The sequence below is a fragment of the Paenibacillus sp. MT86 genome (assembly GCF_058792535.1).
The window spans coordinates 31,400-53,526 of record NZ_CM179499.1 but is presented as its reverse complement, the minus strand read 5'-3'; the positions used below and the strand labels follow the sequence as shown (position 1 = coordinate 53,526).

The window sequence follows — 22,127 nt, the reverse complement described above, 5'->3', positions numbered from 1 at the left end:
AGGTCTAGCCTGGGGCGTTCGGGCGGATCATTTCCCGAATTGAGGCGGCCATCCCGCGTTCATTCCGCAGGTTGGCGCCGTAAAATGCGTAGGAACCTGTCGTACCCTTGGATGCAACGACAAAAAAACCGCAGAAGGCAATTTCCCTCTGCGGTCAGTTTATATTTTATCGAATTACATACGTTTGGCTCCGCGTCCGCCGCGTTTGCCTTCCGTATTCTTCTTGAGCGAAGAGATTCGTTCTTCACTGTCTTTCAGGAAGCGTGACATTTTATCCTCAAATGAAGGCTTGTTGGCCGCAGGCTTAAACGGGCGTCCACCGCGTTCGCGGTTGAATCCTCCTCCACCGCCACCTCCGAATCGTTCTCCGCCGCCTCCACTGCGTTCCGGTCTTGGTGCGCGGGGTGGACGACTTTCGGAAGCCGGCTTGTCGACAGCCTGCTTGATCGAAAGACCGATCTTGCCGTCCTTGTCGACATTAATCACCTTCACGGTAACGACATCGTTGATCTTCAAATGATCGTTGACATCCTTAACGTAGTTGTCGGCGATTTCCGAGATGTGAACGAGACCCGTGACACCTCCTGACAGATCCACAAATGCTCCAAAATGCGTTATGCCTGTCACCTTGCCCTCTAACTTGGTGCCCACTTCAATTGCCATAGAATAAAATGATCCTCCCTTAAAAATATACAGTCCGATTTAGAAATCGCGCTGCGGTGATTTGATTATACGATAATGACCTAAACAAGGTCAACAGACGTCTGTCATGCCTAATTACGGCGATTCGCCCGAATTTTGGGGCTGAATGATCGGCGTTTCATTCGGCAGATACAATCCGAACTTCTTGCGGGCAATCTGCCCGATATATTCTGGGTCCTTCAATCGCTCCACTTCGTGAGTAATCTGGATGAGCGACTGTTCAACGGACTTATAATCCTCTTGCTTCTGAGCTAGCGCTTCGTTCTGATTACGGATGCGGTCATTCTGGGACCAGAGCGTTGATCCTGCCCAGATCAAAAACAGCGCCATCATCGCCACAAACATTCTCTTACGCCGGCGGGCGCCTTTGTTCTTTGTCTTGGTTTGTTGGGGAGCCTGCTTCGATGGATCAGCAAATCTTCCCATGACCATACCTCCTAAAACCAGCGCTTCCACGCCTTGATAACCTTGTTCGCTAATTGCCTGCTCCATGCCGGCAGCCTGACCCTGGATGTGATCGGTCTCAGCATCCATTTCAGGAGTCGCCAAAAAGGCATGAGGCATTTAAGGATTAAACGCAACAGCGACAGGAGAAACTTCCATAGAAACCTTAACAGCCCTAAGCCCAGCATCAGGATTCCTTTGATCGGATTCCATAATAGCATACGGAACAGCTTGTACAAAAAGGACAGCAAGCCTTTTGTCACTTGAATTAACATTACCACAAAACGCTGGGTTATGACACTCCATAATAAAAAATAGATCCAAACCCCTATAAATAGCCCCACAAACACATAAAAGCGTAGCTGCCCGTCATTGGTCATGTATAACATGCGAAAAATGAAGAAGGCTGCCGCAATCCAGTAAAGGAAGTCCAGGGCATGCTTGGACCATTGCGGGAAACGGAGCTGCCCTGCCAGCACCCGGTAGCTGTCGAAGGCGACTCCCATCGCTGCCCCGGAGAAGAGCATCCAGAGCAGCGTGATCCATTGTACGCTGGGATTCATTTAAACAGCTTGCCCAGCAGACTCTTGTTCTTGGTCTGCGAACCGGGATTCAAATATATCAGGGAGTGCACCTGACCTTCAATCGACAAAAGCCCCTCTTCCAGGCTGAGATTTTTAATATGTAAATTTTGCCCCCGAATGGTCAGATGCCCAAGCTCGGTCTGAAGCAGGAATTCTTCGCTGTCAAAGCTCTCCACGTTTTGGACACCCGTAATGTCCAGCAGCTTCCGGTTCTGCATCCGCAGATCATGAAACTTGCCCTTCCCTTGGTCGATCATGGCATGTACCCCTCCTTTTAACAATAGCTTATGGGGAGGTGCCTGTCTTTAGAACCGGAAGCGGCGCACACCTTCATGAAAGATCGGAAAGCAGCCGGGATGCTTCATAAACGAACGGGAGCCCGGATCTCCCGTACATATATACACGCCAGGATGAAAACAGAAACGTCCCCCCCACCTTATGGTGAGAGGGACGTTTGCATGGAACGGCTCGGGCTGTTTACCAGTCCAATCCGCGATCTTTAACGATCGGTTCTTCCTTGACCAAGGTATAGAGGCTGGTCGCCTCATCTTTACGGGTTGTCTCGGTAAGACGCTCGACCCGGACAGTCACCAGCTTCTGGCCAAACTGGACGGTGATCTCATCGCCCACTTTAACCGTGCTGCTCGGCTTGGCCTCGCGGCCGTTGATCAGCACCCGGCCTTGATCCGATACATCTTTCGCTACGGTACGCCGCTTGATTAACCTTGATACTTTCAGGAATTTATCGACGCGCATTATTTTACAGCTTCTTTAAGCTTGTTACCTGCCTTGAACGCAGGCACGTTGGATTCTGGAATTTCGATCGTGTTGCCTGTTTGCGGGTTGCGGCCTGTGCGTCCAGCGCGCTTGCGAGTTTCGAATGTACCGAAGCCGATCAATTGAACTTTATCGCCATTAGCCAAAGCTTCCGTGATTTCGCCAAGGAAGCCGTTCAGGACGTTCTCTACGTCTTTTTTAGTCAATCCACTTTTACCGGAAATGTTGTTGATCAGATCTGTTTTGTTCATGAATTAAATCCTCCCAATTATCAGAAAAATATAAGATTTACGGTTATTCGGTTATACCGCCTTGCACTCTGCAAGATTTCACCATTAATGATTATTCTGGATGCCTTGCGGAATTCCTGCCGCATATCCCTATTTTTTTATTTTTTACGTGAAAAGATGCGTTTTTTCACTCTTTGATACCGCCGTGATGCGCCGATCCCGTTTTGGCGGACTGCCACAGGGCTTCCATCTCGTCCAAGGTGCTTTCCTGCAGGGTTTTGCCCTGGGCGGCAAGCTGCTCCTCTATGTAGCTGAAGCGACGAATAAACTTCCGGTTCGTTCTCGAAAGCGCCTCTTCCGGATCCGCGCCGATGAATCTTGCCGCATTGGAAACCGCGAACAACAGATCGCCGAGCTCAAGCGCCGTATCCTCGTCGGATTGACCCTCCGTCACCGCTTGCCGCAGCTCACCGAGCTCCTCCTCAATCTTCTGGAATACGCCGTCGATGTTATCCCAATCGAAGCCCACCTTGGACGCCTTCTTCTGGAGCTTGTACGCCTTCATCAAGGCGGGAAGGTCCCGCGGGATGCCGTCCAGCGCCGAGGCTTTCTCCGGGGAGAGCCCCTTGCGTCGTTTCTCTTCCGCCTTCATCTGCTCCCAGTTCTGCAGGGCGGATTCCGCGTCTTTGGCGCTGCTCTCGCCAAAAACATGCGGGTGGCGGAAGATCAGCTTGTCATTCAGGGCTTGAATGACGTCATACACCGTGAAGGTACCCAGCTCTTCTTCCATCTGGGAATGCAGCATAATCTGCAGGAGCAGGTCGCCGAGTTCCTCCTGCATATGCTCGGGATCATCCTCGTCAATCGTCTCCAAAACCTCGTAGGTTTCTTCGATCAGATTTTTGCGGATGGATTCGTGGGTCTGCTCACGGTCCCACGGACAGCCTTCGGGACTGCGGAGAATGCCAACGATCTCATGAAGCCTCGCAAACGTCCGCTGCCTTAGATTGCTGTCATCGCTTCGGGGTACATAGATCAACGACAAATTGCCGTAGCCGTCGATGCGATCGAGCTCGAAGAGCGGCACTTGCTGGATCGCTTCCTCGCCCTCAACGCCCAGCGCATGGCCGACAATGACCGGATAATCGTCCGGATACAGCTCCATCAGCGCCAGTTTCACTTCCGAGGCCGTAAACATGTCATACACCTGGCCGATCAGGGTATGCAGCTGCGGCTGGATGACGCTTGCCCGAAGCTCAGCGGCATCGAGCAGCTGGAAGCCCTCAATGGGATCGAAACCAAGGCGGACGAAGGCCTCGTCCAGAAAGCTCTCGCCGCCGAGCACCGTAAGCGTCACATTCTCTCCGGGGCATCGCTCGCGCAATAGCCGGACCGTTGCTTCCGCTACCATCGGATGCCCGGGTACCGCGTAGACGATCTCGCGCTCGTCGTCCTCGGCGGCTTTGGCCAAATTGATTAGAGCGGCTGCAATGGATTCGTACACCTCGGGAAAAGTGTCATGCGCTTCATACACATGGTCAAACGATTCCGGCTGTACCTGGAACTCTTTCAACGCAGCCATGACGGGATGGGATAATGTGCGCACATACACCTTCGATGCCCGCTGCATGGTTTTGATGATGCCTATCGTCAATCGATCCGGATTGCCGGAACCCAAGCCGACCACCGTAATGGATGCACTCATAAGCTACTTCCTTTCGTCTTCGTCCGCCTTGTCGACGTCGTTATCGTACACTACTATATCACAGAAGATCAAACATCTGCACGTCTGCCCGGTTCAGCGCAGCACGCGCAGGGCCCGCAAGAAGGCTGCCAGCGGTCTTCCGACCTTCGGCAGCATCCGAAGCTCCTCCTCGGTGAGGAGCTTCGTGAGCGCGGCGCCGATGAGGAAGGCGCCGCAGCCGGCCGCGACGCCGCTCAGGCTCGCGACCGCGTGGGTCAGGCGGCCCGGAGCTACGCCGGCCGCCCCCAGAAGGCCGCCGGACGCGGCACCTGCGCCCCAGGCGGCCAGCGCCACCGCAGCGAGGACCGGCAGCGTCCTCGCGAGCATCCCGCCGGCGTCAAGGCGGGCGCCGGCCCTTCGCGAGAGCAGCGCGAGGTTGAGCGCGGCGGCGGTCAGATGCGCTGCCACGCCGGCGATGGCCGCGCCGGTAATGCCGAACTGCGGCACCAGCAGCAGGTTGAGCAGCAGTTTCAGACCTGCCGCAGCCAGCAGGTGAATCGCCGGCCCCTTGACCATGCCGATGCCCTGGAGCAGCGCTGCCGTAATCGTGCTCAGCGTCCCCCCGGCCGCTGTAAAGGCAATCACCTGCATCGTGCCCGTACCTGCGGCATCCTCATACAGCATGATATTGATCGGCTCAGCGAGCACAGCCAGGCCTACGGAGGCCGTCATGCCGATCAGCCAGAACCAGCGAAGGGCCATGCGGCTTTGGCTTGCGACCCGGTCCGATTCTCCCTTGAACTTGGCTTCCGCCAACGCAGGGATGAACAGCACCGACAAGGAAGCGGCCAGCATCGTAACCAGCTGGACCAGCGGCAGGCCGCGGTTATAGACCCCAAACTCCGCCATGGCCAGCGATTCGCCAAGTCCGCCGGACGCCAATAGCCGGGGCACGGTGAAGGTGTCCACCAGTCCGATCAGCGGAACCGCCAGCAGACTGAGGCAGACCGGGATGCCATAAGCGAGCAGGCGGCCAAGCAGAACACCTGCTCCCTCTTTAGTTACATCGGCACGCATCTCCGTTTTGTTCATACCGGACTCTCCGAATTCGTGCCTTGCTGTTCCCCGCGAAGCGCTCCGAGATGCCCGGATATGCTTGCGCCAGTAGATCCCCATCACCAAAAGCCCGGCGGCACCGCCGGCAGCAGATCCAAGCAGCGCCCCCGCCGCAATCACGTCGGCATCGGCGCCGACACGGATCAGGTAGAGCAGCAGCACGATCATGACCCCGACGCGGACCATCTGCTCCGTAATCTGGGAGATGGCCGTCGGCACCATATTATGCAGCCCCTGAAAGTAACCGCGCAGTACCGACATCCAGGGCACGAAGGCAAGCGCCAAAGCTCCTGCGCGGAGAGCCGGTATTACCTGGCTGCTGCCGATCCACTTCCCGATCCACGGAGCGCAGGCGTACATCAGGAAACCGAGGATCAAACCGAACAGCACCAGCGCGGCGGAGGACAACCGCAGCAGCCGATGACCGTCCCGAGTGCGCCCTTCCGCCTCATACTCTGCCACATACTTGGATACGGCCGCGGGAAAGCCGATCGCCGCGATCGTAATGATCATCATATAGAACGGATAAACCGTGTTGTAGATGCCAAAGACGGCATCGCCGCCCATGTTTTGCAGCGGTATTTTTTGCTTCGTGCCAATCAGCTTGGACAGAATGGCGGCTGCGCTGAGGATAAACGCTCCCTGCAGCAGCCTTGCCCCGGTTTGATCTGGTTTCATATCCTCTTCCAATCCCCTAGTCTCTTCTTTCGCATCGCAAGCCGATCCTCATGCAGACGCTGCCATGCGTACCTCCATTATAACCAAGGGGGGGAGAGTGGCACAAAAATCGACCGGACAAACAAAAACTCCCGGCTGCCGATTGACCCTGTGATCAACGTTCAGCGGGAGTCTCCATCCAAGGAACGATGTCCTCGTCTACTGTTCCATTTGCTTGCCGAGGAAACCTGCGGCAGTTTCAGCCATTTTCACTTCCATCTCGCCCATGTTCACGGATTCGTCCTTGTTCAGCAGCACGACGCTGCCAATCGGGTCTCCTCCTGCAATGATAGGCGCGGCGACAAAAGCGGACAACGCTTCCGGATTGTCTTTGCTGATCTCATACGTACCGTTGTTGCTTTCCAGTACCGTCTTGCGATTTTCCATGCAGTTTTCAAGAAGGTTGCCGATCGGCTTGTCCAAATACTCCTTCTTGGAGCCGCCTGCAACGGCGATAAACGTATCACGGTCCGATATGATCGTGATGTGGCCTGTACTCTCATAAAGGGACTCTGCATATTCCTTCGCAAAATCGCCCAATTCACCGATCGGTGAATATTTCTTCAGAATGACTTCGCCATCCCGGTCCACGAAGATTTCGAGCGGGTCGCCTTCGCGAATCCGCAGTGTGCGTCTAATTTCTTTTGGAATGACCACGCGCCCGAGGTCATCAATACGGCGGACGATACCAGTAGCTTTCATGTCACTTGTTGCCCCACTTTCATAAGAAGATTTTTCAACTACTGTTCCATTCGGGAAGAGGATGTCCCCAGGTATATAAGAGTTAATGTCTGACCATAGTATTCATCCATTCCCAATTCCTTATACATCATCTACCCTCTGTTGGTTGCGAAATCCAAAAATAAATCTCGTCAGGAGCGACTTCACCGCCCGGGGGGAGAAAAAATCCATAACGCGCGCATCGCACGTTATGGATTCACAGGATCACGCCATTTCATCATCACGCTGGCCGTCGATTTGGCATCACTCGCAGCACAATATCCTTGTGCCGATGCCGGTCCACGGGCCACGGGCTTATTTACCCGTATCTTCCTTGCCTGCATCCGGTGTTTGGTCGCCCTCTGCCGGTTTGTCGGTCGTGCCGTCCGTCTTCTGGTCGCCCGTGCCTTCGGCAGGCTTGTCCGCATTCTCGCTCTTCGGAAGGTTCATGCTCTCAATCAGGTTGTTGAGTTCATTCTGCATAAAGTTGTCGATCTTCGCCGAAGCCAGTTCGCTACGAATGCCTTCCTTCTGATCGGCTGGAAGCTTGTCATACGTCACTTCCTCGCGCTTCTCCACTTTCATGACATGGTAGCCGTAATCGGTTTCTACCGGATCGCTGATTTTGTTCAGTTCCAGCGTTAAAGCCTTTTCCTTAAATTGAGGCACCCAGCTGCCTGCCGGCTTGTTCTCATACAGGCCTCCGCTGTCCTTGGAGCCCGGGTCCTGGGAATATTCCTTCGCCAAAGCAGCAAAATCCTCCCCTTTATTCAGCTTGGACTGTACTTCCTTGGCAATTTTGAGCGCCTCGCCCTCCGGTCTCTCCTTGCCTTCGGCATCTTGAAAAGCAATCAGGACATGACGAACGCTAATGTTGGTATAGTCCTTCTTGTTCGCATCGAATTCCTTCTTGATATCCTCTTCGGTTACCTGATTCTTCTCATGCTCCATGACGGTCATGACGCGAAGCATATAATTCTTCAGGTCGTCCTCCGTCAATTTTTGAGATTCCAGAGCAGATTTAAACTGTTCCTCGCCCATTCCGGCTTTTTGCTGCTTTAACAAATCATCCGTTTGCTTCTCGGCAGCTTCCTTGGCTTTATCGTCAGCTTTGGCGTACAGGTACTCATACGCTACCCCCTGTTTCGCCAAATACTCCTTAAATTCATCCATTTGCAAAAATTGGGCATATTCCGGGGACATGAACTGAATCATGCGCTGTTCCAGGTCAAATTCCTTCTCGGTAATTTCTCCACCCTTATATTTGACAATGACTTTGCTGTTATCTTCTTCGGCACCTTTAGTCTTGTCGTTTCCGCACGCAGCGATCATCGACATGGATAGTACAGCTGTGATCGATACAATAAACGTCTTCCATGCCTTATTATTTCTTGACGGCATTTTGTAGTTCTCCCTTCAGGTTGAATGGCCCTTTTGCAGCCTCCAGGAATTGCTCAAGCAATTCTAACAGTTGTTGATCGGATAGTCCCTTGCCTTTGATTCGAATGGCCATCGCCGGCCCTTGTTCAAATTGTACACGTCTTTCGAACTGATTTCCAATTTGCGCAAGCCCTGCGGTGTCCACCGCTTTATCCTGCCCTTCATAAAACTGCAGGAGAACGTCGTCCCCGCGCTGGGTAATGGAATCGATCCCGTACGTACGGCCATATACCTTCAAACGGGATACGGCAAGCAGGTTGCTTACCGCCAGCGGCAGCTCGCCAAAGCGGTCAAGCAGCTCGTCCTCAAGCTCAGCCGATTCGTCGATCGAGGAAACGACGGCCACTTTTTTATAAATTTCGATCTTCTGAATGCTGTCATAGATGTAATCGGACGGCAGGTAAGCGTCAATCCCCAAATCGATGGACGTGTTCCAGTCCTTCGACGGCAATGACGGCTCGCCCAGCATGCTGACTTTGCGTTTCTGAATCTCCTCTGCCAGCATCTGCGAATACAGGTCAAACCCGACCGAAGCGATGAAGCCATGCTGCTCCGCCCCGAGCAAGTTGCCCGCTCCGCGGATCGACAAGTCCCGCATCGCAATCTTGAATCCGGAGCCCAGCTCCGTAAACTCTTTAATCGACTGCAGCCGCTTCTCGGCTACTTCGGTCAGCACCTTATCCCGCTGGTACGTGAAATAGGCATACGCGATCCGGTTGGAACGTCCGACGCGCCCACGCAGCTGGTACAGCTGGGAGAGGCCCATTTTGTCGGCGTCGTGCACGATAAGCGTGTTGACATTCGGAATGTCGACACCCGTCTCGATAATGCTTGTGCTCACCAATACGTCGTATTCGCCGTCCAGGAAATCGAGAATGGTCTTCTCCAGCTCCGTTTCCGACATTTGGCCATGCCCTACGCCTACGCGGGCCTCCGGCACCAGCATCGATATCTGGGCTGCCATCTCTTGGATCCCTTGAACCCGATTGTAGAGATAGTATACCTGGCCACCTCGGGCCAGCTCCCGTTCAATGGCTTCCCGCACCAAGGTCTGGCTATGCTCCACGACATACGTCTGCACCGGAAAACGGTTCTCCGGCGGCGTCTCGATCACGGACAAGTCCCGAACGCCGAGCATCGACATATGCAGCGTGCGCGGAATCGGCGTTGCCGTCAGCGTCAGCACGTCGACATTGGTCTTCAGCTTTTTCAATTTTTCCTTATGCGTAACGCCAAAGCGCTGCTCCTCATCCACGATCAGCAGCCCCAGGTCCTTGAACACAATATCCTGGGACAGGAGTCGGTGTGTGCCGATCAGAATATCGACCGAGCCCTGCTTCACTTTTTTGATCGTCTCATTCTGTTCCTTCCGGCTGCGGAAACGGCTCAACACCTGGATATTGATCGGGTAATTGGCGAAGCGCTCCCGGAACGTCTCGTAATGCTGCTGGGCCAAAATCGTGGTCGGTACCAGCACCGCAACCTGCTTGCCTTCGATCGCCGCCTTGAATGCAGCGCGAACCGCCACTTCCGTTTTCCCGTAACCGACGTCACCGCATAAGAGCCGGTCCATCGGCCGGTTCTGCTCCATGTCTTTTTTGATTTCGGTAATGGCCCGAAGCTGATCGGGGGTTTCATCATAAGGGAACATGTCCTCGAATTCCTGCTGCTCGGACGTATCCTTCTCAAATCCGTACCCCGGCGCAGACTGACGCTCGGCATACAGCTTGATCAGATCGTCGGCGATATCCTGAACGGAGGAACGAACCTTGTTCTTGACCCGCGTCCATTCATTTCCGCCCAGCTTGTAAACCTTCGGCTCCTTATCCTCGGAACCTACATATTTCTGGATGAGATCGATCTGTTCGATCGGAACGGACAGCTTATCGCCCCCAGCATAGAGAATATGCATGTAGTCCTTATGGATTCCGTTGATTTCGAGCGTCCCGATCCCCATATATTTCCCGATGCCGTGGTTTTGATGCACTACATAATCGCCGACCTTGAGCTCCGTATAACTCTTGATGCGCTCGGCGTTGTCCATATTCTTCGTGGTTTTGCGTGTTTTTCGCTGCTTTGAGGAGAACATCTCGCTCTCCGTAATAATGGCCGCGTGAACCGAGGGCATCTCGAAGCCGTTCTGGAGATGGCCTTCCAGCATAACCGGTTCTTCGATGCCGTAGTCCTGCAGAACCCGCCGCATCCGGTCCATCCGCTCCGCATCGCCGGCAAGCATCATGACCTGGACGCCTGACTTCTTCCAGCGTTCCATCTCGGCCTTGAGCACGTTCATCTGGCCATGGAAATCCTGCATGCCGCGCGTAATGACATTGACGATATTCTGCGGCTGCATTCTCGGCACCTGGCGCAGGAAGATGGAGATCATCAGACTCTGGTAAGGATGCTGATAAATCAGCTCCTCCGTATCCAGGGACAACGGCAGATCCGGCAGCGATTTGCCGTTTTGCATCAGATGCAAATTCCATTCCGCTTCATCCCGCTCCAACTGCTTGGCTGTTTCCAGCAGACGGGCAGGCTCATCCATGATCAGAATCGTATCCTTCGGCATGTAATCGTACAGATTGGTCTTCTCCGGATACAACAAGGAGATATATTTATAGATTTCAGGAAAGTAGATCCGCTCGCGCAGCATTTCGACTTCCCGGTGTATTTCATCCCGCAGGCGGAGCTTGGCCTGACGGTCGCTCATGCGTTCAAGCTGCGCCTCCAGCAGGCGGACCACCGTATCCGCCGTGCGGCTGAGCCGCTCCGCATCCGCAATGATTTCCTTGCACGGTGTGATCATGACCTCCCGGACCTTGTCGATGGAGCGCTGATCCGTCGGATCAAAGGTTCGGATCGAGTCGATATCCTCATCAAACAGCTCGACGCGGTACGCCATGGCCGTTGTCATCGGGTAGAAGTCGATGATCCCCCCGCGGACGCTCATCTCGCCGCGGCGCTCTACCCGTTCCACGCGTTCGTACCCCATCTCGATCATCCGGTTGAGGAAGGCGTCCAACACGAGGGTCCCGCCGTCGTGAAGCATGATTCGGGCATCGGACATCACCTCGGGAGCGGGGAGAAGGCGGCGCACGCCGGAAAATGGCGCAACGACAATACCCCGGAATCCTCTTGCACAACGGACGAGCACATCGATCCGCTGCGCCAGAGTCTCGGGGCTTGAAACGGCCGACTCCGCCGCCACCAGTTCATTCGCAGGGTATAACAGCACTTGATCCGATGACAGCGCTTCCTGTAAATCATCTGCGATTTTCTGGGCTGAAAACATATTATGAGTGACCACGAGCAGCGGGCGCTGCTGGTCCTGGTGCAGGGCAGCCATTAAGATCTGCCTGGACGACCCGGAAAGACCGGAGATCAATTGCTCCCTCATGCCGGCATGAACGCCAGACGTTATGGATTTGAAGTCCGAATCCTTCGAAAATACATCAATAAGTGCTTGTAACAAAAGGGGCACCTCTCTTATGCAAAAGAAATGAATTTCCTAGACTCTATTTCTCATGGAATTTTAGACGATTGCCGAAAAATTATAACCGAAAAGAAGCCTTGAGCAAAACTGCCAAGGCTAAAGCAGCGGCAGGCTCTGCCGCTGTATGTCATCTACGAAAAAACGTCGTGTACCCCATTATACTCTCATTGCAGGGGGTTTGCCAAAAGGCTGAGTTCCGGATGGGCCTCGAGCGCTTCCCTGCAATGATCGCAGGTTACCCGAACCATCACTTCTCCGTTAAAATCATACGCTATTATATCCCTGCGTTCCTCAGGGGTCAAGGAATCAAATCCGAGACGGGCTTCGGATACATCATGGGAATCGATGCGGCCCTGGAACGCTCGACAATGTCTGCAAACATAGGTTATCGCCATCATATGCCTCCTGAAGGTCGTATATTACCTTCAGTATGTCCGGATTTCCCTTGTTTAAGACCCGGATGTCCCCATTATCGAATGCCTCGGAGTCATCTTACCGGGATACTTCATCTATGTTCCTCATCTATGTTCCTCATCTATGTTGCTCTTCTACGACTTGTTAAACTTCGCCATAGTCTGCTCAAAGGTATGACCCAAACTGAATTCCAGTGCGTCACAGGTCTCTTCCACCATGTGCAGCAGCTGTTCGCGCTCCTTCTTCGGGAACGTCCCGAGCACGTAGTCGACAATCGCATAACCCGGCTCGGGTCTCGAAATGCCCATTCGGACCCGGTTGAAGCTCTGGGTCCCGGTATGCTGAATGATGGACTTGATGCCGTTATGTCCTCCGGCGCTGCCCTGATACCGCAGGCGGATTTTACCGACGACGGTATCCAAATCATCATAAACCACAATCATGTCTTCCAGGCTCACCTTATAATAATCCATATAAGCACGCACTGCCTCGCCCGAGAGATTCATGAACGTCATCGGTTTGATCAGGACGGTTTTGGTGCCGCCAATCATTCCTTCGGCGATGACCGATTTGCATTTATTCTGATTGAACTTCAGGCCATGGCGCTCTGCGAGGGCATCCAATGCCATGAATCCAACATTGTGGCGTGTCTTCTCATAATTGGGACCGGGGTTGCCCAGTCCGACAATCCATTTCATCACAGGTTGATTCCTTTCACGATTTATACTTTCTTCTTTGCGCATTTCTGAGTACAATATGAACAAAACCTATTGGCGTTATGCCCTCATAAGAAGGTGAATCGGCATTGAAAGCTTTCGAACAGAAATTAACGCATCACAGCCATTTTCAATACCATATGAAGCATGGCATCCCTGTTCAGGTCTATGAACTCGGTTGTCACATCGACGTGGGTCTGATCACTGCGGTCGACGCCTATTTTGTCGAGCTTGAGGGAACGCTGTACAACCGGAGTACGTTCACTTTCATCTCCAGGCCCGGATACTGACAGGGGATGGACGTCGCCCTGATATTGGCAGGTCATGATTTTGAAAACGTTTTCTTGATGGCTGTCCATCTGCATCTGACAAGGGCCGTAATGCCGTCATAGCCGACAAGGGCTACATTTCCCTCATGAGGAGATGTAACCCTGCCTTTTACACGGTTTATTATTCTATTTCAAACAACTTGCTGATCGACAATTCCTCGTGAACCCGGATGATGGCTTCACCCATCAACGGAGCAACCGACAGTACCGTCAGTTTGCTGCTAGGGTTCGGATTGGTGATCGGAATGGTATCCGTTACGACAACTTCCTTCAGCGGGGAGTTTTCCAGACGCTCATGGGCAGGGCCCGAGAGAACCGGATGCGTACAGCACGCATAGACTTCCTTCACGCCGCCTTCCATCAACGCATTGGCACCCAGCACAATCGTTCCGGCGGTATCGATGATGTCATCGATCAAAATGGCGGTCTTGCCTTCGATATTCCCGATAATGTTCATGACCTCACTGACATTCGGCTCCGGCCGGCGTTTATCGATAATCGCCAGCGGGGCATTCAGGAAATCAGCAAGCTTTCTCGCGCGAACCACGCCGCCGTGATCCGGAGATACAACGACCGGGTTCTCGATCTGCTTCGAACGGAAATATTGGGCAAGGATCGGCACGCCAAGCAAATGATCCACCGGAATATCGAAAAATCCTTGAATCTGCATCGCATGCAGGTCCATCGTAATGACGCGATGAGCCCCTGCCTTTTCGATCAGGTTGGCAACCAGCTTAGCGGTGATCGGATCCCGCGAACGCGCTTTACGGTCTTGACGGGCATATCCGTAATACGGAATAACCACGTTGATGCTCTTCGCGGATGCCCGCTTGAGCGCATCCACCATAACCAGCAGTTCCATCAGGTTATCATTCACCGGCAAGCAAGTGGACTGCACAATATAGACATGACAACCCCGTACGCTCTCGGAGAGCTTAACTTGAATCTCGCCGTCACTGAAGCTGGTTGTATGCGACTCTCCCATCGGAATGCCGATGTAATCAGCGATTTGATGGGCAAGTTTAGGATTGGAATTACACGTGAATATTTTTAATTTAGAATCAAGATAAGTCATAGAATAAAAACCCTCCGTGCTGGTTCGTTGAATTAGGCTATCCGATCACCGCTTCTTATCTTGGAAAAGAGAAGCAGGGATAATTACGATTTCTTGTTCTTCTTGGCGATGGCGCGTGCCCGGATCTTCTCTGCGTACCCTGGCTTGTTCTCCTGACGCTGTCTGGCGATGGCCAGATCATTGTCCGAGACGGAATGCGTAATGGTCGAGCCTGCAACAACGAATGCGCCCTTGCCCACCTTCACCGGTGCAATCAAATTCACGTTGCTGCCGATAAATGCATCATCTTCAATCTCGGTAATGGACTTATTATAACCATCATAGTTGACTGTAATCGCACCGCAGCCGATATTGACGTTTTTGCCGACTTTGGCATCGCCAACATAACTGAGATGGGATACCTTAGAGCCGTCGTCAATCGTCGCGTTCTTCACTTCGACGAAGTCGCCCACCTTCACGTCAGCTCCGAGTTTTGCCCCCGGACGGAGATAAGCAAAAGGCCCTACCGAGGTTCGGGAGCCGACTTCAGCGCTGCTGAGCACCGAATGTTTGACGCTGGCACCATCCGCGATAACGGAGTCCTCGATGTCGGTGTCCGGCCCGATGACGCAGTCTTCGCCGATTACCGTGTTCCCTTTCAGAACGGTACCGGGATAAAGCACGGTATCCGAACCAATCTGAACGTCGGCTCCGATATACGTAGAAGCCGGGTCAATGATGGTAACACCGTTCAACATGTGCGAGCGGTTGATGCGCTCTCTCATGAAGCCTTCGGCTTCCGACAACGCCAGACGGTCGTTGACGCCAATCGATTCGGCGTAGTCATCCGTCTGATAAGCAAGCACGGTCTCGCCGGCTTGTTTCAGGATGCCGATGCAATCGGTCAAGTAATATTCCTGCTGCGCATTCTGGTTGGTTACGTTATCCAGTGCAGCAAATAGCTTTTTATTGTCAAAGCAATAGGTTCCGGTATTAATTTCAGTGACGGCGTCCTCTTCCGGACTGCAATCTTTCTGTTCGACGATCCGAAGCGCGCTTCCATCCTCGCCTCGAATGACCCGGCCGTAGCCTTTCGGGTTATCCATATGCGCGGTGAGCACCGTGGCGGCCGCGTTGCTGCTTTCATGAAGCTTCAGAAGATTCTCCAGTGTCTCAGACGTCACCAGCGGAGTGTCCCCGCAAATGACGATCGTGGATCCCTCTTCACCGCCAAGCAGTTCCTTGGCTTGCTTCACGGCGTGACCCGTTCCGAGCTGCTGCTCCTGCAGAACATACTCGGCTGCGTCTTGCAGATAGGTGCGAACCGCTTCCGCGCCGTGGCCAACGACCACAACACTGCGTTCGCAGTTCACCTGCTGTACCGTTTGGACCACATGTCCGACCATCGGCTTGCCACAAACAGGATGCAGCACTTTATATAGTTTGGATTTCATACGTTTGCCCTGCCCAGCGGCGAGCACAATAGCAAATCTTTTCAAGGGCCATGCCTCCTCCTCTTGAACTCACTACTGAATATATATCATTCTACAAAAAAAGAAAAGAGAGCCATAGGTATGGCTCTCTTTTCCTTGAACCCCAATTATAAAACTTAAGCGCCTTCTTCAATCACTTCTTCTTCAGTAGCCGCTCGCTCATACTCGGCCAATACAGCCGATTGAATCTTCTCGCGGGTACCGGAAGAAATGGGATGGGCAATGTCGCGGAACTCTCCGTCAGGAGTGCGTTTGCTCGGCATTGCAACAAACATTCCATTGTTTCCGTCGATGACGCGAATGTCGTGAACGACAAATTCATTATCGATGGTAATGGATGCGATTGCCTTCATTCTCCCCTCAGAGTTAACACGGCGGAGTCTGACATCCGTAATTTGCATATGTGTTCACCACCTTTTTCCATCAGAGACTTGGTGTATAATTCCACACAGCAAACCCGAAATCCTTCTTTTTTCTACTGCAAAATGTCCTAAAAACAGGAATTTTTTTTAGAATGTGATATTTTCGACAGACTTCGTGCCAATTCGAATGAAAACGCTATTATATCGACAAAAACCGCGTGCCTAGTTTTCGAAATAATTACCAGGTTTGACGGTAATTCTCTTGGTTTTGGAGTCTACGTCGCTCAAAACCGCGAGTGAAATATAGTCCTCCAGGAGTCTTTCCTCGGTTTCTACCGATCCCGATTCCACGAGGACCCCGACGCCTGCGACTTCGGCATTAAATTCACCCAGCAGATCGACCATCCCCTGAATGGTGCCTCCTGCCTTCATGAAATCGTCCACGATCAGCACCCGGGAGCGTTCCTTGAGCGCCCGGCGGGATAAAGACATCGTATGGATGCTCTTGTGCGAACCCGACACATAATTGATGCTTACGGCCGACCCCTCCGTCACTTGATGGTCCCGGCGAACTAGTACGACCGGCAGGTTCAATTGCGCCGCCGTCGCATAGGCCAACGGAATTCCTTTGGTCTCCACGGTCATGACCACATCGATCTCCCGGTCGGAGAATGCCGTCGCAATGATCTTGCCCGCTTCGTTCATGAGCGTAGGTTGTCCGAGCAGATCGGACATGTACAGGTAGCCGCCCGGCAGAATCCGATCCGATTGCTGAAGCTGTTGGCACAGCTCCTCCGCAAAGCGCAGGGCATGGTCTCTGCGCAGCTTCGGAATGTACCTTACCCCTCCGGCCGCGCCGGCCAGCGTCTGAAGCTCTCCGAGCCCCTCGCTCTCAAATACGTCCTTAATGATCGCCAAATCCTCGCTAATGGACGACTTGGCTGCTCCATATCGCTCGGCGAACGTTGTCAGCGGAATCAGCGTATGCGGTTTGGATAGTAAATATTGGGTCATATCGACCAATCGTTCGCTTCGTTTTAATTTTTTCACCTAGGGTTCCTCGCTAAATCCGAATATTATATGTTAAATATAACACTTTTGTACGTATTTATACAACTTTGATTGCAATTCGCCCCCGAATTGTCAATTCCAACTGTTTCTAAGTGAGCAGGCGAACGGCATACACTTCCTTGCAGAAGCCCCGAAGGCCATTGTAAATCCGGGCCACCTTGGATTCCTTGGAGACCAGCCCGAAGACGGTAGGACCGCTGCCGGACATCAGCGCGCCGTCAGCGCCCAATTTCAGCATACCTTCCTTCAGCTGCTGAACTTCCGGGTGCATCTTCAAGGTGACTTCTTCCAGCACGTTGCCCAGCGACTGGCACGTCTGCTGGAAGCTGCCCTGCGCCAGCGCGTCCACCATCCGCTCAGCCGAGGGATGGGACTGAATTTGCTCGCTGCGCAAGCGGCCATACACCTCCGCCGTCGACACATTGATCGGCGGCTTCGCCACGATCACCCAGCATTGCGGCGGATTCTGGATCGGCGTGAGGACTTCGCCGCGCCCCGTAGCCAATGCCGTGCCGCCGGTCACGCAGAACGGCACATCGGAGCCGAGCTCGGCACCGAGCGCGAGCAGCTCCTGCTGGGGGATGCCGAGCCCCCAGAGGCGGTTCAAGCCGCGCAGCGTTGCCGCCGCATCGCTGCTGCCTCCTGCGAGTCCCGCGGCAACGGGAATTTTTTTGTCCAGGTGGATATGTACACCCTTCTTCACGTCGTAGCGCTCTTTGATTAGTCTTGCTGCCTGAAAGGCCAAATTCTTCTCGTCCAGCGGTATGTATCCTGCCTGCGAGGTGATGATGATGGTGTCCCGCTTCTGTTCGGACATTTCGAGCCGATCGGCGAGGTCGATCATCGTCATGACCATCTCTACCTCATGAAAGCCGTCAGGACGTTTATGGAGTACATCCAGCATCAAATTGATTTTGGCCGGTGCTTTTTCGTATATTTTCAAGAACGTTCACCTATCCTTAGCTTTTCCCATATGCTTGAACTTAACATATTCGAGGAAAAACATCTAATGCCTCTATATTAACAAACTCAGGCTTTGAAGTCATGGGACCGTTTGATGACGTTTACGATGCACCGGCTTTAAGAAAAACGCCTATCGACGCGAATAACGCAAGCTGTTCCTGCGAGTCAGGAAGCTAAAGATGAAACAAACAGGGCCTTCCGCTTAATCGGAAGACCCTGCTGCGATGCGGCCATACTCTTACAGGTCGGATTTGCGGGCTGCCCGCTCGGCGAGCTCAATCGCCCGTTTTACCATGTTGCCGGCATCCTTGGCCTTAATGCCTCCCCAGCCCTCTTTTTCCACGGTGTCGTAGAATCCCAATTCTTTAGCCAATTCGGTCTTCAATTGATCGGACATGATGCTTCGTCTTCTTCTGCTCATCAATCCCGCCTCCTTGGAAAATGTATTGAGTATGGCATGAACAGCATCCTGCGCGACGCAGCGGCCTTCCATGGGCCTTACGCATGCTTAAGTCTCCGTCACCGCGTATAGAACGGCTGGGATAAGCTTCGCGCAGCTTTAGTATGCGTTCAACCCGTCCTTGTCATCCCTCCGGAAGGATGGCAACAAAAAACAGCCTCCCTGTAAGCGGAGACTGCTCTCATGACGTATCGTTATGACTTGATATAGGTAATTCGCATCTCGTTGTCGTCACCGGTGACCATGATCTCCACGGTTTCGGTCAAAATATCCGCATAACTGTAAGACACACGTTTAAAAGTTTGCTGGTCTTGGTCCAGCTTCACAATGAAAACAGAAGGGTACGTTTCTTCCAAAACACCAGTACGCTCGACGGTCTTCCGACGGCCACCGTTTGCCCGAAGCGTAATTTTTTGCCCTAAATGGGCATCGAGACTGCGTTTGATTTCCAACAGCGCATTTTTAGCCATTGTCGACGACCACCTCTTTCCTTGTCCATTATACCGAAGATCACATCATTTGTCAATTCAAAAACATTAATTATATCAGCATCAAAAATATATTGTCAATGTATTTTTTTTGACCCTGCCATTCTCGCGCTCATTTGCTTTAATATGTGCTAAATTGACAAGCTTTATGTATTTTTTTTGACAACTTTCTTAACGAATGGAAAGGAAAAATAAAAAAACCCCAGCGTGTGGGGTTCTTCTTGGTTCATTTTCCAGCGGTTATTGGACCTCTGATCGAACGGATTAGGCGCCTAACTGACTGAAGGCGTAACCTTCAAGGTGGACAAATCCTGCAGCTTGGGAAGACCGATCCGGTAGCTGCCTCTCGTCTCAATTCCGCCTACGCCCTGGCTGCCGCTGATCGTATGATGGACCACGTCATGGATGTTCACGGTATCCCGGACCGACGTATAGGCCGCTTTAGCGGCGACGTAAACGGGATCCAGCGCATGGATGAGGATTCGCCCCGGCGAGCTGGCAAAATTGGCTCCAGCCTGCAGCAGCGCCTCAAAATGCGATTGGCACGCTCCGGCCACGATGACCAGGGAATCCAGGTTCCGCTCATATTGACGCGCCACCTGAATCGCCGTGACGAAGTTGTGGGAATTCTTATAGCTGTCCAGGCTATATAAATCGTATGGCTGACGTCTCTTCAGAACCCCATCATGTCCCGTGATCACAACGATATCAGGTCTTACCCGCGGAAGAAGACGATATAATGAATCGGCCATCCCCGACTCATTGATATAATGGCCTTCCGCTGGGACCCGAAGCTGGTTGTACAAGGTCATGCTCTTCTTCAGATATTGGGGATCTCCATCCAAATGCAGCACCTTGCCCGGCACGTCAAAGTATCCTTTATCCGCAAGCTGGCCGCCTTCAGTATGCCGCAGGCTGGCCAGTTGACGCTCGCTCTGCTCCTGTCTTTGCTTCTGCAGGCGGTCCAGCGATTCATTGGCTTTGATCTGCGCCTGCTTTGTTCGTTCGCTTAAGGTGGGATGCGGGACCGTAACCAGATCATCAACGGGAGCATCGGCCAGTAACCGGAATTCCGTCCCTTTGATGACGATATTGTTATTTTGCCGCATGCCTTCTACCCGGAACGTTACATCGCCGCCGTAGGATTTACGAACGACCAAGTCTCCCAAGTTCATCACAACATCACCCCTACCCTATGGTATGGGCTACTGTGACTATTGGTTCTTGTTCAGCGCCAATTTATCGCGCGGAGGCCATCCGTAAGCTCCAGAGACTCCCTGAACGGCTGCGTCAACGGATATTGGCGCCGAACAGCACGTTGCTAAGCCGCGCATACTCCTCAATGCTAAGCGTCTCTCCGCGCCGTGAAGGCTCGATCCCTGCTTCCTGCAGCAGCTGCTCCAGTCGTTCACGTCCCTCACCCGGGAAGAACCGGCTCTTCAAATTGTTGGCAATCGTCTTCCGTCGCTGTGCAAATGAAGCCTGGACCACCTCGAAGAAGAATCGTTCATCTTCCACGCGGACGGGCGGCTGTTCCCGGACCGCCAGGCGAATCACGGCCGACTCGACGTTCGGCTGCGGAATGAACACCGTGTGCGGCACGATGCAGACCAGCTTAGGCTCGCTGTAGTATTGAACGGCAATGCTGAGACTTCCGTAATCCTTGCTTCCCGGTGCAGCGGCCATCCGTTCGGCCACTTCCTTCTGAATCATCACCACGATGTTCTCCAGCGGCAGCTTCTCCTCCAGCAGCTTCATGAGAATCGGCGTCGTCACGTAATACGGCAGATTGGCAACCACGCTTACCTTCGATACGTCCGCGAAATCCTGACGGAACAGCTCATGAAGATCCACCTTCAGCACATCACCATGATGAACCCTCACGTTCCCGTAGGGCTCCAGGACTTCCCTTAGGATGGGAATCAGGCGCTGATCGATTTCGACCGCGGTGACGGTTCCTGCCGTCTGTGCCAGCTTCTCCGTCAGTGCACCGATGCCAGGTCCGATCTCGAGCGCGCCCTTATCTTCATCCAGTCCTGCAGCTTCCACGATTTTATACAAAATATTCTGATCGATGAGAAAGTTCTGGCCCAGACTCTTCTTGAAGGAGAATCCATGGCGCGAGATGATCTCCTTCGTCCGTCTTGGTGTTGATATATCCTCGATCCGACTCATTAGCTAAACGCCCCCTTCTTCCAGCTGTGCAAGTGCTGCCAGAAATTCTTCCCGCGATATTTGAAACATGGCCAATCGTTTATGGAACTGCTTGCTGTTGCAGTATCCGATGCCCAGCAGATTACCCATCGCCATCCGTCTTGCCGCAGCCTCCGGGTGAGCCGATAATCCTGCCTCCAGCATATCCTCCAAACTGATCAGGCTCTCTGCACCCTCAAAAGACGTGTGAACCCGCTCCAGCGCGCGCCGTATCGCCTCTGGCGAGGCATTCTCCACGCCGATATCCCCTTTCCGGGTAGCATCCGCTTCCGGAATGAAGGCGTGCTTGCAGCCGGGTACGCCCTGATCCACGATTTTGCGGATTCGTTCACCCGCATGGTCAGGATCCGTCAATATGATAACGCCTCTGCGCTCCTGGGCAAGCGCTATGCGCTTCAGGATTTGTTTGTTGATCGCTGAACCGCCGGTTTCGATCGTGTCGGCTTCTACGGCCCGTTTAATGGCAACGGTATCGTCCCTGCCTTCCACGACAATCACTTCTTTAATCATGCGTTCGTTCTCTTCCTTCCCAAGCAGAGCAGGCCTGTACAACGTTAAGGCTCAACCCGTTTAGCCTTGATTACTCCGGTCTTAACAAAACAAAAGAAGAGGAAATATTCCCTCTTCTTGATCATCATATATTATAAGCTAAATAG

At 53.0% G+C, this 22,127-nt stretch carries 24 protein-coding genes; 1 reads left to right on the top strand and 23 read right to left on the bottom strand.

What is annotated here, in order from left to right; translation table 11 throughout:
• Positions 1 to 174: 174 nt before the first annotated feature.
• The 13 genes from AC3RCL_RS00260 to pth form a co-directional block, all read right to left on the bottom strand.
• Entirely contained in the window at positions 175 to 663 is a 489-nt protein-coding gene (locus AC3RCL_RS00260; protein ID WP_009591896.1) for a S1 domain-containing RNA-binding protein, read from the bottom strand.
• Between the two features lie 114 nt (positions 664 to 777).
• Complete coding sequence (locus AC3RCL_RS00255; RefSeq protein WP_009591911.1) at positions 778 to 1,128, bottom strand: FtsB family cell division protein; 351 nt, start codon at positions 1,126 to 1,128, stop codon at positions 778 to 780.
• An 11-nt stretch (positions 1,129 to 1,139) separates the two neighbouring features.
• Positions 1,140 to 1,709: a spore cortex biosynthesis protein YabQ gene (gene yabQ / locus AC3RCL_RS00250; protein ID WP_492534077.1), complete on the bottom strand. Its 570-nt coding sequence runs from the start codon at positions 1,707 to 1,709 to the stop codon at positions 1,140 to 1,142.
• Positions 1,706 to 1,987, bottom strand: coding sequence for a sporulation protein YabP (yabP, locus tag AC3RCL_RS00245; protein ID WP_009591926.1), 282 nt, complete (start codon positions 1,985 to 1,987; stop codon positions 1,706 to 1,708). The genes yabQ and yabP overlap by 4 nt, the downstream gene beginning before the upstream one ends.
• 220 nt (positions 1,988 to 2,207) lie before the next feature.
• A complete protein-coding gene (locus tag AC3RCL_RS00240; RefSeq protein WP_009591909.1) occupies positions 2,208 to 2,486 on the bottom strand; it encodes an RNA-binding S4 domain-containing protein in 279 nt (92 codons plus the stop codon).
• The gene (locus AC3RCL_RS00235) at positions 2,486 to 2,758 is read right to left on the bottom strand and encodes an HU family DNA-binding protein (protein ID WP_009591918.1); all 273 of its coding nucleotides are present in this window, start codon (positions 2,756 to 2,758) and stop codon (positions 2,486 to 2,488) included. Before AC3RCL_RS00235 ends, AC3RCL_RS00240 begins: the two co-directional genes overlap by 1 nt.
• A 166-nt stretch (positions 2,759 to 2,924) precedes the next feature.
• Complete coding sequence (yabN, locus tag AC3RCL_RS00230) at positions 2,925 to 4,442, bottom strand: bifunctional methyltransferase/pyrophosphohydrolase YabN (protein ID WP_492534074.1); 1,518 nt, start codon at positions 4,440 to 4,442, stop codon at positions 2,925 to 2,927.
• A gap of 93 nt (positions 4,443 to 4,535) precedes the next feature.
• Positions 4,536 to 6,215, bottom strand: a complete 1,680-nt coding sequence (locus tag AC3RCL_RS00225; RefSeq protein ID WP_492534072.1) for a putative polysaccharide biosynthesis protein — start codon at positions 6,213 to 6,215, stop codon at positions 4,536 to 4,538.
• 198 nt (positions 6,216 to 6,413) lie between these two features.
• Positions 6,414 to 6,956 carry a stage V sporulation protein T gene (spoVT, locus tag AC3RCL_RS00220; protein WP_009591908.1) on the bottom strand — a complete coding sequence of 181 codons (543 nt, stop codon included), beginning with the start codon at positions 6,954 to 6,956 and terminating at the stop codon, positions 6,414 to 6,416.
• Between the two features lie 333 nt (positions 6,957 to 7,289).
• Entirely contained in the window at positions 7,290 to 8,375 is a 1,086-nt protein-coding gene (locus tag AC3RCL_RS00215; protein WP_192570144.1) for a peptidylprolyl isomerase, read from the bottom strand.
• On the bottom strand, positions 8,359 to 11,886 hold the full coding sequence (mfd, locus tag AC3RCL_RS00210) for a transcription-repair coupling factor (protein ID WP_492534070.1): 3,528 nt from the start codon (positions 11,884 to 11,886) through the stop codon (positions 8,359 to 8,361). Before mfd ends, AC3RCL_RS00215 begins: the two co-directional genes overlap by 17 nt.
• A gap of 185 nt (positions 11,887 to 12,071) precedes the next feature.
• Positions 12,072 to 12,302 (bottom strand): anti-sigma-F factor Fin family protein, encoded by a 231-nt coding sequence (locus AC3RCL_RS00205; RefSeq protein WP_009591947.1) that lies wholly within the window; start codon positions 12,300 to 12,302, stop codon positions 12,072 to 12,074.
• 153 nt (positions 12,303 to 12,455) lie between these two features.
• Entirely contained in the window at positions 12,456 to 13,019 is a 564-nt protein-coding gene (pth, locus tag AC3RCL_RS00200) for an aminoacyl-tRNA hydrolase (protein WP_492534068.1), read from the bottom strand.
• 107 nt (positions 13,020 to 13,126) lie between these two features.
• Here pth and AC3RCL_RS00195 point away from each other — a divergent pair, with 107 nt between their 5' ends.
• On the top strand, positions 13,127 to 13,327 hold the full coding sequence (locus AC3RCL_RS00195) for a hypothetical protein (RefSeq protein WP_006207422.1): 201 nt from the start codon (positions 13,127 to 13,129) through the stop codon (positions 13,325 to 13,327).
• Between the two features lie 160 nt (positions 13,328 to 13,487).
• Here AC3RCL_RS00195 and AC3RCL_RS00190 read toward each other — a convergent pair whose 3' ends face one another.
• From AC3RCL_RS00190 to rnmV, 10 genes are all read right to left on the bottom strand, one after another.
• Complete coding sequence (locus AC3RCL_RS00190) at positions 13,488 to 14,441, bottom strand: ribose-phosphate diphosphokinase (protein ID WP_006207421.1); 954 nt, start codon at positions 14,439 to 14,441, stop codon at positions 13,488 to 13,490.
• 83 nt (positions 14,442 to 14,524) lie between these two features.
• A complete protein-coding gene (gene glmU, locus AC3RCL_RS00185; protein WP_009591944.1) occupies positions 14,525 to 15,919 on the bottom strand; it encodes a bifunctional UDP-N-acetylglucosamine diphosphorylase/glucosamine-1-phosphate N-acetyltransferase GlmU in 1,395 nt (464 codons plus the stop codon).
• 110 nt (positions 15,920 to 16,029) lie between these two features.
• Positions 16,030 to 16,314 (bottom strand): septation regulator SpoVG, encoded by a 285-nt coding sequence (gene spoVG / locus AC3RCL_RS00180; protein ID WP_006207419.1) that lies wholly within the window; start codon positions 16,312 to 16,314, stop codon positions 16,030 to 16,032.
• Positions 16,315 to 16,497: 183 nt separating this feature from the next.
• Positions 16,498 to 17,325, bottom strand: coding sequence for a pur operon repressor (gene purR / locus AC3RCL_RS00175; protein WP_012818313.1), 828 nt, complete (start codon positions 17,323 to 17,325; stop codon positions 16,498 to 16,500).
• Between the two features lie 109 nt (positions 17,326 to 17,434).
• Positions 17,435 to 18,289, bottom strand: coding sequence for a 4-(cytidine 5'-diphospho)-2-C-methyl-D-erythritol kinase (ispE, locus tag AC3RCL_RS00170; protein WP_492534064.1), 855 nt, complete (start codon positions 18,287 to 18,289; stop codon positions 17,435 to 17,437).
• A 258-nt stretch (positions 18,290 to 18,547) separates the two neighbouring features.
• Positions 18,548 to 18,730, bottom strand: a complete 183-nt coding sequence (locus AC3RCL_RS00165; protein WP_009591920.1) for a small, acid-soluble spore protein, alpha/beta type — start codon at positions 18,728 to 18,730, stop codon at positions 18,548 to 18,550.
• 233 nt (positions 18,731 to 18,963) lie between these two features.
• Entirely contained in the window at positions 18,964 to 19,239 is a 276-nt protein-coding gene (gene veg / locus AC3RCL_RS00160) for a biofilm formation stimulator Veg (protein WP_006207415.1), read from the bottom strand.
• 290 nt (positions 19,240 to 19,529) lie between these two features.
• Positions 19,530 to 20,432, bottom strand: coding sequence for a sporulation peptidase YabG (gene yabG, locus AC3RCL_RS00155; RefSeq protein WP_012818311.1), 903 nt, complete (start codon positions 20,430 to 20,432; stop codon positions 19,530 to 19,532).
• A gap of 115 nt (positions 20,433 to 20,547) precedes the next feature.
• Entirely contained in the window at positions 20,548 to 21,432 is an 885-nt protein-coding gene (gene rsmA, locus AC3RCL_RS00150) for a 16S rRNA (adenine(1518)-N(6)/adenine(1519)-N(6))-dimethyltransferase RsmA (RefSeq protein WP_192570146.1), read from the bottom strand.
• Positions 21,433 to 21,435: 3 nt separating this feature from the next.
• Positions 21,436 to 21,981 carry a ribonuclease M5 gene (gene rnmV, locus AC3RCL_RS00145; protein WP_277747440.1) on the bottom strand — a complete coding sequence of 182 codons (546 nt, stop codon included), beginning with the start codon at positions 21,979 to 21,981 and terminating at the stop codon, positions 21,436 to 21,438.
• Between the last annotated feature and the right edge of the window lie 146 nt (positions 21,982 to 22,127).